16 protein-coding genes and 2 tRNA genes are annotated in these 14559 nt (G+C 70.5%); 10 read left to right on the top strand and 8 right to left on the bottom strand.

Features of this window, described 5'->3' with window-relative positions; all coding sequences use genetic code 11:
• Positions 1–2 precede the first annotated feature (2 nt).
• From ACZK39_RS03130 to ACZK39_RS03120, 3 genes are all read left to right on the top strand, one after another.
• A complete protein-coding gene (locus ACZK39_RS03130) occupies positions 3–317 on the top strand; it encodes a ribbon-helix-helix domain-containing protein (protein WP_182783997.1) in 315 nt (104 codons plus the stop codon).
• Positions 318–403: 86 nt separating this feature from the next.
• The gene (locus tag ACZK39_RS03125; RefSeq protein WP_463612478.1) at positions 404–799 is read left to right on the top strand and encodes a (R)-mandelonitrile lyase; all 396 of its coding nucleotides are present in this window, start codon (positions 404–406) and stop codon (positions 797–799) included.
• A gap of 15 nt (positions 800–814) precedes the next feature.
• Complete coding sequence (locus ACZK39_RS03120; RefSeq protein WP_463612477.1) at positions 815–1402, top strand: sugar O-acetyltransferase; 588 nt, start codon at positions 815–817, stop codon at positions 1400–1402.
• 403 nt (positions 1403–1805) lie between these two features.
• On the opposite strand, the gene ACZK39_RS03115 is transcribed toward ACZK39_RS03120, so the two are convergent.
• Positions 1806–2735 carry a LysR family transcriptional regulator gene (locus ACZK39_RS03115; protein WP_463612476.1) on the bottom strand — a complete coding sequence of 310 codons (930 nt, stop codon included), beginning with the start codon at positions 2733–2735 and terminating at the stop codon, positions 1806–1808.
• A gap of 70 nt (positions 2736–2805) precedes the next feature.
• On the opposite strand from ACZK39_RS03115, the gene ACZK39_RS03110 reads away from it, so the two are divergent.
• Entirely contained in the window at positions 2806–3801 is a 996-nt protein-coding gene (locus tag ACZK39_RS03110) for a YeiH family protein (RefSeq protein ID WP_463612475.1), read from the top strand.
• A gap of 150 nt (positions 3802–3951) precedes the next feature.
• Here ACZK39_RS03110 and ACZK39_RS03105 read toward each other — a convergent pair whose 3' ends face one another.
• Positions 3952–4086: a hypothetical protein gene (locus tag ACZK39_RS03105; protein ID WP_463612474.1), complete on the bottom strand. Its 135-nt coding sequence runs from the start codon at positions 4084–4086 to the stop codon at positions 3952–3954.
• Positions 4087–4620: 534 nt separating this feature from the next.
• On the opposite strand from ACZK39_RS03105, the gene ACZK39_RS03100 reads away from it, so the two are divergent.
• The 3 genes from ACZK39_RS03100 (at position 4621) to ACZK39_RS03090 (ending at position 7297) form a co-directional block, all read left to right on the top strand.
• Positions 4621–5013, top strand: a complete 393-nt coding sequence (locus tag ACZK39_RS03100; RefSeq protein WP_463612473.1) for a nuclear transport factor 2 family protein — start codon at positions 4621–4623, stop codon at positions 5011–5013.
• Positions 5014–5133: 120 nt separating this feature from the next.
• Positions 5134–5949, top strand: a complete 816-nt coding sequence (locus ACZK39_RS03095; RefSeq protein ID WP_463612472.1) for a DUF427 domain-containing protein — start codon at positions 5134–5136, stop codon at positions 5947–5949.
• Between the two features lie 91 nt (positions 5950–6040).
• A complete protein-coding gene (locus ACZK39_RS03090; RefSeq protein ID WP_463612471.1) occupies positions 6041–7297 on the top strand; it encodes an MFS transporter in 1257 nt (418 codons plus the stop codon).
• On the opposite strand, the gene ACZK39_RS03085 is transcribed toward ACZK39_RS03090, so the two are convergent.
• A complete protein-coding gene (locus tag ACZK39_RS03085; protein ID WP_463612470.1) occupies positions 7290–8060 on the bottom strand; it encodes a hypothetical protein in 771 nt (256 codons plus the stop codon). The two genes, ACZK39_RS03090 and ACZK39_RS03085, sit on opposite strands and share 8 nt — an antisense overlap.
• Positions 8061–8535: 475 nt before the next feature.
• Here ACZK39_RS03085 and ACZK39_RS03080 point away from each other — a divergent pair, with 475 nt between their 5' ends.
• On the top strand, positions 8536–8799 hold the full coding sequence (locus ACZK39_RS03080) for a hypothetical protein (RefSeq protein ID WP_463612469.1): 264 nt from the start codon (positions 8536–8538) through the stop codon (positions 8797–8799).
• Between the two features lie 50 nt (positions 8800–8849).
• Here ACZK39_RS03080 and ACZK39_RS03075 read toward each other — a convergent pair whose 3' ends face one another.
• From ACZK39_RS03075 to leuC, 3 genes are all read right to left on the bottom strand, one after another.
• The gene (locus ACZK39_RS03075; protein WP_463612468.1) at positions 8850–10127 is read right to left on the bottom strand and encodes an MFS transporter; all 1278 of its coding nucleotides are present in this window, start codon (positions 10125–10127) and stop codon (positions 8850–8852) included.
• 270 nt (positions 10128–10397) lie between these two features.
• The gene (leuD, locus tag ACZK39_RS03070; RefSeq protein WP_463612467.1) at positions 10398–11012 is read right to left on the bottom strand and encodes a 3-isopropylmalate dehydratase small subunit; all 615 of its coding nucleotides are present in this window, start codon (positions 11010–11012) and stop codon (positions 10398–10400) included.
• 2 nt (positions 11013–11014) lie between these two features.
• Entirely contained in the window at positions 11015–12421 is a 1407-nt protein-coding gene (leuC, locus tag ACZK39_RS03065) for a 3-isopropylmalate dehydratase large subunit (protein WP_182799498.1), read from the bottom strand.
• A gap of 107 nt (positions 12422–12528) precedes the next feature.
• Between leuC and ACZK39_RS03060 the strand changes: the two genes are divergently transcribed.
• Positions 12529–13254, top strand: a complete 726-nt coding sequence (locus tag ACZK39_RS03060; protein ID WP_463612466.1) for an IclR family transcriptional regulator — start codon at positions 12529–12531, stop codon at positions 13252–13254.
• Between the two features lie 5 nt (positions 13255–13259).
• Complete coding sequence (locus ACZK39_RS03055; RefSeq protein ID WP_182799496.1) at positions 13260–14147, top strand: carbohydrate kinase family protein; 888 nt, start codon at positions 13260–13262, stop codon at positions 14145–14147.
• Positions 14148–14274: 127 nt separating this feature from the next.
• On the opposite strand, the gene ACZK39_RS03050 is transcribed toward ACZK39_RS03055, so the two are convergent.
• Both ACZK39_RS03050 and ACZK39_RS03045 read right to left on the bottom strand, forming a co-directional pair.
• Positions 14275–14347 (bottom strand) — tRNA-Glu (locus tag ACZK39_RS03050).
• A gap of 28 nt (positions 14348–14375) precedes the next feature.
• A tRNA-Gln gene (locus ACZK39_RS03045) sits at positions 14376–14447 on the bottom strand.
• Positions 14448–14559: the final 112 nt, after the last annotated feature.

Raw genomic sequence — 14559 nt, 5'->3', positions numbered from 1 at the left:
CCATGCGTATCCAGCTAGGTGACGGCACCAGCGCCGAGATCACCAGCATCGAGAACATCAACCTGGACGACGAGGTCGTCTACTTCGAAGGCGAGCGGCTCACGGAGGCCCGCGCCGCCGCTATTGCCCGCGACATCGCGGCCCGCCACGGCCGCAAGGGCGGGCGCCCCCGACTGTCCACCGAGACGAGCCGGATCGGAGTCCGCCTTCCCCGCGAACTGCACGACCGGCTCAAGTCGGCCGCGGACGCCGCAGGAGTGAGCGAGTCCGAACTCGCACGCGAGGCTATCAACCACTACCTGGCCAAGGGCGCGTGACCCTTCCGTCCGGCACCACGCAACGGCTCGAAGGATCGCTGCGCCGGCTCGTCCACAACCACGACACACGATAAGGAAGTCACCCCATGAAGATCACCCACAGCGGCGGCCAGACAACCCAGGGCCCCGCGGACTGGTTCACCGGCACCGTGTTCCTCGATGCCATCCGCACCCCGGACGAGCAGTCGGCCGTCGGCTCCGCCCACGTCCGGTTCGCCCCGGGCGCGAGGACCGCCTGGCACCGCCACCCCAAGGGGCAGACGCTGTACGTCACCGACGGGATCGGGTACGTCGCGCGGCGCGGCGGCGAGGTGCAGGAGATCCGCCCCGGCGACGTGGTCTACATCGAGCCGAACGAGGAGCATTGGCACGGCGCCACGTCGGACCGGTTCATGGCGCACGTCGCCATCCACGAGGCCGACGATCAGGGCGTGACCGTGACTTGGCTTGAGCACGTCACCGACGACGAGTACAGCGCCTGACAGGACGGTGAGCCCATGGAAATGCAGGACTTCCTCGCCCACGTCCAACGCCGGCAGCTCATTGAGAGCGGCTCGGAGCTCCACCGATTCATGATCGGGGCCTCGGAGGAGGCGCTGAGGATCACCGCGGAGCTCAACAACGCGTACCGGTCCGCCGACGAGGTGCGCGCGCTCCTGTCGCGGCTGACCGGCCGCCCTGTGGACGAGTCGGTGACGGTGTTCCCGCCGTTCTACAGCGAGTTCGGCAGGAACCTCACACTGGGCAAGCGCGTCTTCATCAATATGGGTTGTCGGTTCCAGGACACTGGCGGCATCACCGTCGGCGACGACACCCTCATCGGGCACGGCTGCACCTTCACCACCATCAACCACGCGATGGATCCGGACCGGCGCGGAGATATGGTCCCCGCGCCCATCTCCGTCGGCCGCAAGGTGTGGTTCGGCGCGAGCGTGACGGTGGTCCCAGGGGTGACCATCGGCGACGGTGCGGTGATCGGTGCCGGCTCGGTCGTCACCAAGGACGTGGAGCCGGACATGATTGTCGCGGGCGTCCCGGCCAGGCTGATCCGCCCAACCGGATTCCGCACCACCACCGCTCCCTGAGGGCCCCACCGCCGAAGGCACGTGGGCGTCGCTCATCGCTCCTTGAGGGCCCCACCGCCGAAGGCGCGTGGCGTCTCGAAGGGTCGTAACCCAACCTGACAAGCAGTCTCGCTCCAGGGCGCGAGCCACGACCCTTCGAGACGGGCCACGCCGCTCCGCGGGCGACCCTCCTCAGGGACCGGGGGACGGGCCCCACCGCCGGAGGCGCGTGGGCGTCGCTTATCGCTCCCTGAGGGCCCCACCGCCGAAGGCGCGTGGCGTCTCGAAGGGTCGTAACCCAACCTGACAAGCAGTCTCACTCCAGGGCGCGAGCCACGACCCTTCGAGACGGGCCACGCCGCTCCGCGGGCGACCCTCCTCAGGGACCGGGGGACGGGCCACGCCGCTCCGCGGGCGACCCTCCTCAGGGACCGGGGGAGGTCTGCGTTGACGCGGCCACGTCGACCAAGCGCCCTGCAATGCCGCCCGGGACCGGACCGCCCATCCACACGGCGCGCAGCTCCCGCTCGATCGGACCGCCCTCGACGGGGACCGCGAGCACCCTGCCGTCCATCAGCGCGCCGCGGACGGCGTGGTTGCTCAACACGGCCGGCCCCAACCCTGCGGCCACGGCGGCCACGATGGCAGCATTACTCGACAGCTGAGCCACCGGCGTTGCCCGCGTCGTCACCCCCGCGGACGCGGCGGCCCGGTCCAGGAAGCGACGTGTCCCGGAGCCGGGCTCCCGCTCCACGAGCGGCGTGCCGGCCAACTCCCCCACCGTCACCGCCCCGCGACGCTCAGCCCATGGATGCTCGGGCGGGATGATCACCGTGAGCCGGTCGCGACCCACCAGCCGGCTGGACACGTCGTCGGGCACGTCCGGGGACTCGACGAACCCGACGGCCACCCGCGCGTGCCGCACCGCCTCGATCACGGCGTCGGAGTTGAGGATCTCCAGGGAGACGGCGGCGTCGGGGTGCACGCGCCGCAGCGCGGCGAGCCATACCGGCGCGAGGTACTCGGCAATCGTCATGCTCGCCGCCACCGTCACCGCTCCCCCGGCGGTGGCCGTCACGGCGCCCGCCCCCGCCATCAGCCGGTCCATGGCCTCGACCACCTCCCGCGCCCAGCCCACCACCAGCGCGCCCTCGGGCGTGACCTCGGAGCCGGCTGCGCTGCGCTGCACGACGGCGAATCCCAGTCGTCGCTCGAGGCCGGCCAGGGCGCGACTCGCGTTGGACTGCGCCATCCCGATCTCCCGTGCCGCGGCGCCCAGCGACCCCTGCTCGGCGACGGCGACGAGCAGCCGCAGGGCAGGCAGGCCGGGCTCGTCGGGAGGAAGGGCGGTCATATCGCGATCATATGGGTTGCTGTCTCGATCGGGTTACCGCCGCGCGACTGATCCGGCGCACGGTAGAGCGGTGAACCTCCTCCGCGCCGTCGCCCCCGGACTGGCCGCCTGCCTGGCGGCCGCCGTCGCGTCGGTCGCGGTGAACACGGTGGTGCCGATCGCCAGCCCACTGCTGGTGGCGATCCTCGCCGGGGTCGCGTGGCGGACGGCGCGGGGCACGACGGCTTCCTGGGCTCCGGGGGTTGGGCTGGCCGGCCGACAGCTCCTGCGCGTCGGGATCGTGCTGCTGGGGCTGCAGGTGTCGCTCGTGACCGTGGCCGGGCTAGGCCCCGCGACACTGGTGCTCGTCGCGACGGCGGTGGGCGTCACCTTCGCCGCCACCGCCTGGCTGGGTAGACGCCTCGGGCTGGGCGCCGAGCAGTCGCTGTTGGTGGCCGCAGGGTTCTCGATCTGCGGGGCGGCCGCGGTCGCGGCAGCAGAGGGTGTGACCGACTCCGACGACGAGGAGGTGGCCACCGCCGTGGCGCTGGTGGTGGTGTTCGGCACCGGGATGATCGTGGCGCTGCCGCTGCTGGCCGCGCTCCTCGGCCTGACGCCCACCGTCGCCGGGGTGTGGATCGGCGCCTCCACCCACGAGGTGGCGCAGGTGGTCGCCGCAGCCGGCCTGGTGGGGGCCGAGGCGCTGGCGGTGGCGGTCACGGTCAAGCTCGCCCGGGTGGCGCTGCTGGCGCCGGTGATGGGGGTGCTCGCCCTCCGGGAGCGACGGCGCCTCCGGCGGCTGCCCGGGGGGAGCGGCGACGTGCGGCTGCCTCCCTCGCTCCCGCTGTTCGTCGTTGGCTTCCTCGCGGCCATGGCCGCGCGGACGACGGGGCTCATCCCCGAGCCCGCGCTCGCCGTTCTGGGCCACGCGCAGCAACTGCTGCTCGCCGCGGCGATGTTCGCGCTCGGGTTGGGCGTGGACCTGCGCGCCCTGGTGGCGGTCGGGCGCAGACCCCTGGTGCTGGGGGGCGCCGCGACCCTCCTCATCGGCGCCATCGGCCTGGCGGGCGCGGTAGCGATCGCTTAGTGCAGCCACGCCGTCGACGATCAGGGACAACCGCGACCGTGGGCCACCAGCACCGGGCGGGCACGTGACACCTGGGCTCGCAGGCTGTGTGGCAGAGCGTCCGCCGGCCCTAGCCCACCGACTGAACCTCACCGCGGCCTTTGCCCGGAATCAGGGACTGTCGAGGAGGTGGTGGAGGTGCCGTCTGACGGCGGGCCAGTCGCCGTCGGTGATCGAGTACTGCGCGGTGTCGGTCACTTCGCCGGTGCGCAGGATCCGGTCTTTGCGGATGCGCCCCTCGAACACGGCCCCGAGACCTTCGATCGCCCGTCGCGACTGATGATTGAACCACGTCGCCCGGAAGCACACACGCCGGCGGCCGCCATCCCCCCGGGCGTGGGGGCTGAGGTGTACCACAGGTCGTGGATGCGGCCGTCCTGCACCGCCTCAGTCAGGCCATCGACATGCTTGTCGCCGAGGGGCTCAAGCCTGACCAGACGGCCGCTGAGAGTCGTTGCGTCGAGGATCGTCATGGTCAACACCTACCACGCGACCTGCCGAGACTCGCGCGCACATCCGCACGAGCCGACCGCGACACAAGCACCTGTCCCCATCAGGGGTCTGGCAGAGCCCCCGAGGGCCCTGGTCGGGCCATCCTGGGGCTCAAGACCCTCGACCCCTCGCGTTCGCCCTGCAACTTGCTACCTATACGGCGGTTTCTGCGCATATACACAGAAGCCGCCGTATAGGTAGCAAGTTGCAGGGCGCTGCGCGCTACTGGCGGAATATGCCGAGCCGACGAGGGGTTTGCTGGGTAATCGAGTCACGGAAGGTGCGCAGGTGTCCAGGAACGAGCGCGAGCAGATGAACAAGCGGAACGTGCAGGAGTTCTACGACCTCATGTTCAACCAGTGCCGGCCGGCCGAGGCGATCGAGCGCCACGCCGGCGACACCTACACCCAACACAATCCCCATGTGGGCGACGGCAAGCAGGCCTTCGTCGAGTACTTCGAGCGGATGGCTGCCGAGTATCCCGGCAAGCGGGTCGAGTTCGTGCGGGCGATCGCCGAGGACGACTACGTGGTGCTGCACTGCCGCCAGACCTGGCCGGGCGACAGCGACTACGCCGGGATCGACATCTTCCGCCTCGACGGAGAAGGAAAGCTCGTCGAGCACTGGGACGTGCTGCAGGTGGTGCCCGGCCACGCGGAGAACGCCAACGGCATGTTCTGAGCGAGCCGCGGGCTGAGGAGCGAGGAGCGCCACGAGGATCGAATCGATCGGCGTGTCGTGCCCGCCAACCCTCTGGTGAGCCGAGGCAGCCGGGTGGACACTGGTGCGATGGCGACGCGAATGAGTCAGTTGTGGTGGAGTGCGATCGACGACCTCCGCGTCCATCCGGTCCGGAAGTGGATCCGCGCCACGGTTGGCACCCAGACCGTCATCGACACGCGCCGGGCCCTACTGGTGTGGGAGCCGCGGCGTGCGGTGGGGTCGTACGCCGTTCCTCAGGATGACGTCCTCGGGCAGCTCGTCGCCGCCTCTGCGGCGGCAACGCCCCAGCGCCCGGTCACGATGGAGGACGGCCCGCCCGTCCTGGATCCCACCACCCCGTTCGCCGCCCACACGACGCCCGGCACTCCGATGACGATCCAGACGCCCCACGCCAACCTGACGGCGGCGGCCTTCCTGCCGGACGATCCGGACCTGGCGGGGTATGTCGTCCTGGACTGGAACGCATTCACCCAGTGGTACGAAGAGGACGAGCCTGTCATAGGTCACCCGCATGACCCCTTCGACCGGATCGACTGCCTTCGCTCGAGCCGGCGTGTGCAGATCGCTCACGCCGGCGTCAGCCTCGCCTCCACGAACCGGCCGACTCTGCTCTTCGAGACACCGCTTCCGCCGCGCTTCTACGTTCCACGCGAGGACGTCGCGATGGATCTCCTCGAGCCCTCGGAGACGCGCACCATCTGCGCCTACAAAGGTCGCGCCTCGTACTGGTCCGCCCGCGTCGGAGACACCATCCTGCATGACATTGCCTGGTCCTACGAGGACCCGCTCCACGACGGGGAGCCCGTCCGCGATCTCATCGCCTTCTTCACTGAACGGCTCGACGTCACCGTCGACGGTGAAAACCAGCCTCGGCAGCGCACCCCCTGGTCCTAGCGTTCCTGGCCCGGTCCCGACGTAGATCGACGCCAACCGCCGGGGCCGGCCAATGCCATGGAGTCGGCGCGGCATTTGTAGGCTCGTGCCCATGACGAGCGACGACGACCCCGGAACTGCCACGACCAGCGGGCGGGGTGCTGTGATGAGCGCCCGAAACGGCGATTTCGTGGTGTTCGCCGTGAACGGGTTCGCGTTCGCGTCCTGGATGTCGCGGGTGCCCGACGTCAAGGAGCAGTTGGCGCTCAGCCCAGGGCAGCTCGGGCTGCTGCTGCTGGCTGTCTCCGTGGGCGCGCTGTTGGGGCTGCCGCTCGCCGGGCTGATCACCCGACGCCTCGGCGCCACCCGCGCCGTCCGGGCCGCGATGGTGGTCGCGCTCCCCGGCCTGGTGCTGGCCGCAGTGGGCGTGCAGATGGGCCTTCCCATGGCGGCGGTGGCGGCCAGTCTGTTTCTGCTCGGGCTGGGCACCGGCGTGTGGGACGTGGCGCAGAACCTCGAGGGCACCATCGTCGAGCGGGGCCTGGGCCGCTCGATCATGCCGTGGTTCCACGCCGCCTTCAGCGGCGGGACCGTGCTCGGCGCGCTCGTCGGCGCACTGATGGTGTGGCTGGAGGTGCCGATGATCTGGCACATCGGCGCCGTGGGCGCGGTGTCCGCGGCGCTGGTGCTGTGGGGCACGTCGAAGTTCCTGCCTGCCTTCGAGGACGGCGACCACGACGCCTCCCCCGCGCCGGCCGTCCGTTCTCGGTCGGCCTGGACGGAGCCGCGCACGCTCCTCATCGGGGTCATGGTGCTCGCCGCCGCGTTCACCGAGGGCACGGCCAACGACTGGATGGCTGTCGCCTTCGTCGACGGCCACGGCCTGGACAAGACGTTGGGCGTGCTGGCGCTTGCCGTGTTCCTCAGCTTCATGACGGCAGGACGGATCCTCGGCACCCGGCTCCTTGACCGCTACGGACGGGTGCCGGTGCTGCGCGCCCTGTTCGTCTCCGCGATCGTCGGCTGCCTCCTGGTGGTCTTCGGCACGCCATGGCTGGCCTTCGTGGGCGCCGCGATCTGGGGCGTAGGCGCAAGCCTCGGCTTCCCCGTCGGCATGTCCGCGGCGGCCGACGAGCCGGCCCGGGCGCACGCCCGGCTCAGCGTGGTCTCCACCATCGGCTACACCGCCTTCCTGGCCGGCCCGCCCCTCCTCGGCTTCCTCGGGGACCACTACGGGATCCTCCGCGCGCTGATCGTGGTCGGCGCCGTCTCGCTCCTGGCACTGCTCGTCGTGCCGTCGGCCCGGCCGCTGCCGCTGCCGCTGCCAGAGGTTCCTCGGGACCCTCGTCCCGACGCGCCCCTCAGCTAGGCCGGCGAGCCGCGCTGAGGATCCGGTCCAGCATGCGACGCCACCAGGGGTCGCAGGTGGAGTTGCGGGGTGTCCAGAACGACGGCTCGGCCACGTCCGGCTCCGACGGCGGCTCGGGCGGTGCGGGCACCTCCGGCTCCGGATCCACCGGCGGAACCGACAGCGCAACTTCGGCCAGGTCCAGCTCAGCCTGCTCCAACTCGACGTCCACCTCGCGTCCCCGCCACCAGAAGAGGGTGGCGTGATCCTCCCAGTCGAAGATCCCGCACACCCCGCGAGAGTCCTCGAGCAGGCTCACCATCGCGCGGCGCACCGACTCGGACTCGGAGAACATCGCGCTCATCTTCGAGCCGGTGGTCCCGTACTCGAACAGCACCACGCCCTCGTCGGCGCCTGAGGCCCACTCCCCCATCCGACGATGGACAGTGAGGTAGATGTAGCCGATCTCGTGGCGGCCCTGCGCATCCAGCCTCGGGTCGTCGCGCTGGTACCACCGGATCGCGTCGTCGGGTTCGAAGGCCAGCACGGTGGCGAAGTCCCAGCGCGGGCCGGGGTCGTCCCACCAGAGGTGCGACGGCGTCCCGCCGGACACACGGAACGGCAGCGTCTCGGTCCGGTACGGGATGTCGCCGGCGGCCGGGACCTCCACGGACGTCTCGTCGGGGCGGCCCGCCGAGATGCGCGCGAGGTGTCGGAACGCGTCCATCTCAGCGTCACGCTCGAAGAACAGCAGGTACCGGTAATCGAGCCCCACGAGTGCCACCTCCCGCACCGTCGCCGCCGCAGCCCGCGCCCCGGGAGGGCGGGCATATCGAGCCTAGACCCGACGCGGGCACGCGGCGGCCGGAAGCGCCGTTCCCGTGCGGGGCGGCCACCCCGGGAGGATCATGGGCAGTGAGGGACCAGGAAGGTAAGGCCATGAGCAAGGCTGGGCCCATTCGGGTGCGCAGTGCGTCACGTCGGCCGCCCGCCCGTGCGGGCGCCGCCACGAAACGGGCTCGGGTGCTCTGGGGCGCGCTCCTGCTGGCGTCTGTACTGCTGTTCGTCGCCTTTCACGTCGCGTTGAGACCGCCGTCGAGCTACCAGGCGGTCGACGGTCCGTCGGCGAAGGGCGTGAGCACGGGCCCATCGGCCGGGACTGGCCCAACTCCTTCTCGGGAGATCCCGACGAGCGGGACTTCACCGTCGAGCATCGGGTCCACCTGCCTGACGAGGATGTCGCTGCGGGTGAGGCCTCGTTGGTCCTCAACTATCAGCTCTTCTACCCGGTCGACGCCGGTCCCGGAACGGCGCTCACAAGCTACTTCGAGAACGCCTCCGACAGCAGGTCCGCCAGTCTCACCATCGAACTCTCCGGCGAACGCCTCTCGGCCGACGAGGTGGCGTGGATGGACAGGACCCGGCAGTGGTCAGGCGTGGCCGAGGTCGCGGCCGCCGTGGCGTTGATCGTCGGTGTCTCCTCGCTGATCCTGCTCGTGCTGAAGGGGTTCAAGACAACGTAGCGACAGGCACCGAGCGTTGGTCGCCACTGCAGCAGAGCGGTAGTGCAGCATCACCGCTGCGTGCGCAGCGGAGCCTGGCCACCTGCGTTCCCGAGAAGCCACGCGCCCAGCCCTGCCGCCACCGCCCCGAGGGCCGCCAGCGCGGGAATGAGCAGGAACGCGGTGTGCACGCCCGCGGCGTCGGCGAGCACACCAAGCAAGAACGGCACCACGCCCACGGCGACGCCCAGCGCCACCATGACCAGGCCCTGGGCTGAGTCCTTGGACCCGCGTGCGGTGGAGAGCATGATGCTGGACGCGAACGGGTACAGCAGGCCGCAGCCCATCCCGGAGACCGCAAGCCCCAGGATCGCCACCGGAGGCACCGTGGCCAACCACAGCGCCAGCCAGCCGACGGTCGTGACGCCGAAGGCCACAACCACGAGCCGGCTCGGTGTGTACCGGGCCGTGAACCACCACGAGATCAGCCGCGAGGTCGCCATGCCCCCGATGAAGGCCGCCACCGCCGCCGCGGCCACAGCAGTCCCGGCCGAGGTGCGCTCGGTCATCAGGGGGAGGGCCCAGAATGTGGTGGCGTTCTCGATGGCGACCCCCATGAGCATGGCCATCAGGAACCACCAGCCGGCAGCGGGCAGCTGGCGCAGCGCAGGCCCACGCGTGCGCCTCCCGTCCGCACCGCGAGGGCGTTCGGCACTGGTCGGCCCGGACTGACCACGTGGCGTCATCGCACGCGACGCCGGCATTCGCAGCCAGACGACGGCCATGACCACACTCATCGGCACCGTCACCAGGACCACGGGGCGCCAGCCGAAGCCCGCCGCCACACCCGCACCGACCGCCACCGGGCCCAGCAGACCCACCAGCGTCCCGAGGCCGTTCGCCGTGGTGACGGCGTCGGCCGGCTTGAGCCAATGGTGGACGACGAGCCCGGCCTGGGCCGCCGCGATCGCCATGTTGCCCCCGACGGCGAGCACCACCGTTGCGCTCAAGGTCGCGGGCAGGGTCGACAACACCGTCAGCCCAACCCCGCCCGACGCGACCAGGCCCGCTCCCAGCAGGATCGCCCCGCGTCGACCGAGCGCTCTGACGACGGGGGCCAGGACCATGCCCGCCAGCGCCGTCCCGATCGCCAGCGCGGTCCCGTGCAGACCGATTTCCGCGGCGCTGAAGCTTAACTCGCCGCCCAGAATCTGGATCACCGGACCGAATGAGTAGAGCAACCATCCCCACAGCAGGAACGCGCCGTACATCCCGCGGCTGAAGCGGTCGAACCGAGCCGGCGCCGACGGGTCGTCACGAGGGGCCGACGCATCGTCAGGGGAGGTCACTGTCACAGTGTAGGGACCTCAGCGTTGGACCCGCCTCGCGCGCCGGGTGGTCGGGTGTCGATGAGCCGCGCCGCCGTCGTATGCGTCAGTGGGCTCGAGGAATATGCGACACACGCAACCCAGCCGGCCATGGCGTGGCGGAGCCTGGCCACCTGCGTTCCCGACACCCCGAAGGCCGCCGGTGAGCGAGTGAGAGTCCCAGGGAGAAGCACGACGGCAGCAGAGGTTCCCGAGGGAACCCGTGCTGCCGTCGAGTGGAATCAGCGAGCGTCAGGCGACGGTGTCGGCCGTCCGCACCGGGAGGGTCTTCGGCTTGAACGACGGCCGGGTCGCCTCGTAGGCGGAGATGGAGTCCGACTGCATCAGGGTCAGCGAGATGTCGTCGAGGCCGTTGAGCAGGCGATGCTTGGTGTACTCGTCGATCTCGAAGCTCACCACCACGTCGCCGCGGGTGATCGTCTGGCTGGGCAGGTCCACCGTGGTGGGCACGTTCGGGTCTGCGTCGATGGCGTCCCACAGCCGGTCACGGTCCTCCTCGGAGACCACTGCCACCAGCAGGCCGGCCTTGCCGGAGTTGGAGCGGAAGATGTCGCCGAAGCGGGTGCCCACGATCACCGTGAAGCCGTAGTTCTGCAGCGCCCACACCGCATGCTCGCGCGAGGAGCCGGTGCCGAAGTCGGGGCCGGGGATCAGGATGGTGCCGGTCGTGAACGGCTCCTGGTTGAGCACGAACTCGGGGTCGTTGCGCCAGGCGGCGAACAGCCCGTCCTCGAAGCCGGTGCGGGTGATCCGCTTGAGGTACACCGCCGGGATGATCTGGTCGGTGTCGACGTTGGAGCGGCGCAGCGGGACGGCCACGCCGGTGTGGTTGACGAAGGGTTCCATGATCAGCGTCCAATCAGGTCTGCGGGGGCGGCCAGGTGGCCGACGATGGCGGTGGCCGCGGCGACGGGCGGCGAGACGAGGTGCGTGCGGCCACCCTTGCCCTGGCGGCCCTCGAAGTTGCGGTTCGACGTCGACGCCGCGCGCTCCCCCGGCGCCAACTGGTCCGGGTTCATGCCCAGGCACATCGAGCAGCCGGCGGCGCGCCACTCGGCACCGAAGTCCAGGAAGATCTTGTCCAGGCCCTCGGCCTCGGCCTGCAGGCGCACACGGGCCGAGCCGGGCACCACGAGCATGCGCACGCCGTCGGCGATGTGCTGGCCCTCCAGGATGGAGGCGGCCAGGCGCAGGTCCTCGATGCGGCCGTTGGTGCAGGAGCCCAGGAAGACGGTGTCGACGGTGATGTCGCGCATCGGTGTACCGGGGGTCAGCGCCATGTACTCCAGGGCGCGCTTGGCCGTGGACTGCTCCACCTCGGAGTCGAAGTCCTCAGGTGCCGGGACCACTCCGCCCAGCGGGACGCCGTGGCCGGGGTTGGTGCCCCAGGTGACGAAGGGGGTGAGCTGGGTGGCGTCGATGTCCACCTCCACGTCGAACGTGGCGTCGTCGTCGGTGCGCAGCGTCTTCCAGTACTCGACGGCGGCGTCCCAGTCCTCGCCCTCGGGCGCGTGCGGGCGGCCCTTCAGGTAGGCGAAGGTGGTCTCATCCGGGGCCATCATGCCCGCCTTCGCGCCCCACTCGATGGACATGTTGCAGATGGTCATCCGGCCCTCCATCGAGAGCGCCTCGACGGTGGAGCCGCGGTACTCGACGATGTAGCCCTGTCCGCCGCCGGTGCCTACCTTGGCGATCAGCGCCAGGACGACGTCCTTGGCGGTAACGCCGTCAGGCAGCTCACCGTTGATGTTGACCGCCATGGTCTGCGGCCGCTTCTGCGGCAACGTCTGCGTGGCCAGCACGTGCTCCACCTCGGAGGTGCCGATGCCGAACGCGAGCGCGCCGAAAGCGCCGTGGGTGGAGGTGTGCGAGTCGCCACAGACGATGGTCATGCCGGGCTGGGTGACGCCCAGCTGGGGGCCGATGATGTGCACGACACCCTGGTCACGGTCGCCCAACGAGTGGATCCGGATGCCGAACTCGGCGGCGTTCTTGCGCAGCGTGTCCACCTGTGTGCGCGAGACGGGGTCCGCGATCGGCAGGTTGATGTTGAGCGTGGGCGTGTTGTGGTCCTCGGTGGCCAGGGTGAGGTCCGGGCGGCGGACGGGGCGGCCGGCCAGGCGCAGGCCGTCGAAGGCCTGGGGGCTGGTCACCTCATGGACGAGGTGCAGGTCGATGTAGAGCAGGTCAGGCTCTCCCTCCACCGCGCGGACGACGTGCGCGTCCCATACCTTCTCGCTCAGGGTCTTGCCCATGGCTCCTCTTCTCAAACATTCGACGTGGAAATCTGTCGCCAAGTATGACCCGCAACACGCCCACCACCGGTTTGCATGTCCACATAGTGGATTGATAATCTCACCATATGGACGACACAAGTGGCGTTGGCGTACTCGACAAGGCGGCCTCGGTTCTCGCAGCCCTGGAGCGCAATCCCCTCACCCTGGCGGGCCTCGTGACCGCCACAGGGTTGGCGCGCCCGACGGCGCACCGGCTCGCGGTGGCACTCGAACATCACCGCCTCGTCGGCCGAGACCTTCAGGGGCGCTTCGTCCTCGGGCCGCGGTTGATCGAGCTGGCCGAGTCCGCCGGCGAGGATCCCCTGCTGGCCACCGCCGGCCCCATCCTGACCAGGCTGCGCGACATCACAGGCGAGTCGGTGCAGATGTTCCGCCGCCAGGGTGACATGCGCATCTGCGTGGCCTCCGTCGAGCGCCCCACCGGCCTCCGCGACACCGTCGCCGTCGGCGCCCAGCTGTCCATGACGGCCGGATCTGCGGCGCAGGTCCTGCTGGCCTGGGAGGAGCCGGAGAAGCTCGAGAAGCTCCTCGACGGCGCCTCGTTCACCCTGACCACCCTGCAGTCCGTCCGACGGCGGGGCTGGGCCCAGTCGGTGGCCGAGCGGGAGGCGGGGGTGGCGTCCGTGTCCGCCCCGGTGCTGGCCCCGTCGGGCAAGCTGATCGCGGCCGTCTCCGTCTCCGGGCCCATCGAGCGGCTGACCCGCTCGCCCGGCCGTCTCCACGCCCCGGCGGTCCTTGCGGCGGCCGAGCGGCTGAGCGAGGTGCTGCGTCGCAGCGGCGCCCCGGAGTAGTGGCCATGTCCGGTCACGTGTTCGTCGCGGGACCGGCGTCGTGGAACCAGATCGTCATGCTGGACGCGCTGCCGCAGCCCGTTTCGCACATGGCGTTCGCGCGCTCGCACCGATGGGCCCTGGGCGGGACGTCCGCCGGGAAGGCGCTCAATCTGCGCTCTCTCGGGGTCGACGTGACTCTGCGGACGGTGGTGGGTGATGACCCCGAGGGGCGACAGGTGTTGATGGCGCTCCGCGAGTCCGGCATCGACGTGCTCGCCGAGGAGGCCTCGAACCGGATCACCGAACAGCACCTCAACCTGATGAACCCCATTGGTGGGCGGGTGTCGCTGTACCTGCGCGCGCCCACGCTGGAGGTGGCCGACGTCCGCTTGGCAGATGAAGCGCGCCGGTCGATGCAGTCCGCCGACGCCGTAGTGATCGACCTGTCGGACCCCGGCCGAGCGCTCCTGAGCCAGGCGCGCGAGCTGGGCCGCCCAGTCTGGTGCGACCTGCACGACTACGACGGCACCTCACCGTGGCACCAGCAGTTCGTCCACGAGGCCTCCTTCGTCTTCTGCAACGACGACGCCCTGCCGGATCCTGCTGGCTTCGTCGCCGACCGCATCAGCGGCGGCGCCCAGCTGGCAGTGGTGACCCGCGGCGCGGCCGGAGCGATCGCGATGGCGACCGACGGGGTGCTCAGGCACGTCCAGGCCCTCCCCGTCGAGGAGGTGGTGGACACCAACGGCGCCGGAGATGCCTTCTTCGCAGGGTTCCTTGCCGCCCACCTGGCGGGATCCCCCGTCGACATCTGCCTCCTGGCCGCGGCGCGCCAGGCTTCCCTGTGCATCCAGAGCCCTGCTCTTGCGCCCCGTGAGCCGACGACGGCAGCGACCCGAGGCCGCGACTGAGGGCAGGAGTCGGACAGCGCCACAGCGGCAGTCGCCAGGCATACCCGGAAGGAGCTGGGCGGGTCCCGCGATGGGCCGGACACGGAAAAATCCCTTGCCGGATCTCTCCGGCAAGGGATTCAACTCGTAGCCCCGACGGGATTCGAACCCGCGCTACCGCCTTGAGAGGGCGGCGTGCTAGGCCGCTACACAACGGGGCCCTAGCGAGAAGGAGTTTAACACCTTCCGCAGGGGTACTAGGACTCGAACCTAGACTGACGGAACCAGAATCCGGCGGGCTGCCAATTACCCCATACCCCTGTGCGCCCGGTCACCCGGGCACGAAGATGAACCCTACACCAGGGCTTCGGCGCCCCGCAAACCGACTCCCCCCCCCCCCCCGTCGCTCCGCCTCCGGTCGCCCCACCCCCGG

This window comes from Tessaracoccus luoxuelianae (genome assembly GCF_055326245.1).
The sequence above is the reverse complement of the archived record's forward strand: the minus strand, read 5'-3'. Positions and strand labels throughout refer to the sequence as shown.